Source organism: Clostridium sp. CCUG 7971 (assembly GCF_017590215.1).
GTDB lineage: Bacteria > Bacillota > Clostridia > Peptostreptococcales > Peptostreptococcaceae > Faecalimicrobium.
Genome location: NZ_JAFFPK010000246.1, coordinates 1 through 502, shown reverse-complemented (window position 1 = coordinate 502; position 502 = coordinate 1). Strand labels below are relative to the sequence as shown.

Here is a 502-nt window from a genome sequence, read left to right as displayed (position 1 = left end):
AATGATAATTTAAAAGAGCCTAATATATATATAGCAAATAGTGATGGTAGTGAAAATATATTTAAATTAGACTTAGCTAAAAAGGCAACTTATAAGGCATTTGAAAGTGGAAATCCCATAGGTATAGGAACAGGTATATATGAAGAAAGTAGTTCTTATTATTATCCTATAAAAGGCCAAATTTCAATTTTAGGGGTCATAGGTATAGCATCATTGAAAAAGAGATTATTAAAGAAAATGAGAAAATCTTATTAGAATCAATTTCTACACAAGTTGCACTAGCAATTGAGAGGGAAAATTTATTTGAAAAAATAAATTAGTAAATCTAGAAGCAGAAAGAGAAAGATTAAGAGGTAATCTTTTAAGATCCATATCTCATGACTTAAGAACACCACTTACAAGTATTCTTGGGTCGGCATCAACAATTATTGAAAATGATGAAGTACTAGATAATGATATAAAAAAAGAATTACTGAAAAATATTTTATGATGGATACTATTT

Annotated in this window: 2 pseudogenes; both read left to right on the top strand. The window is 26.9% G+C overall.

Going from position 1 to position 502, the window contains the following annotated elements:
• Window positions 1-255: pseudogene (locus JWF52_RS19570) on the top strand (hypothetical protein); the annotation flags it as partial.
• 106 nt (window positions 256-361) lie between these two features.
• Window positions 362-490: pseudogene (locus JWF52_RS19850) on the top strand (histidine kinase dimerization/phospho-acceptor domain-containing protein); the annotation flags it as partial.
• Window positions 491-502 lie beyond the last annotated feature (12 nt).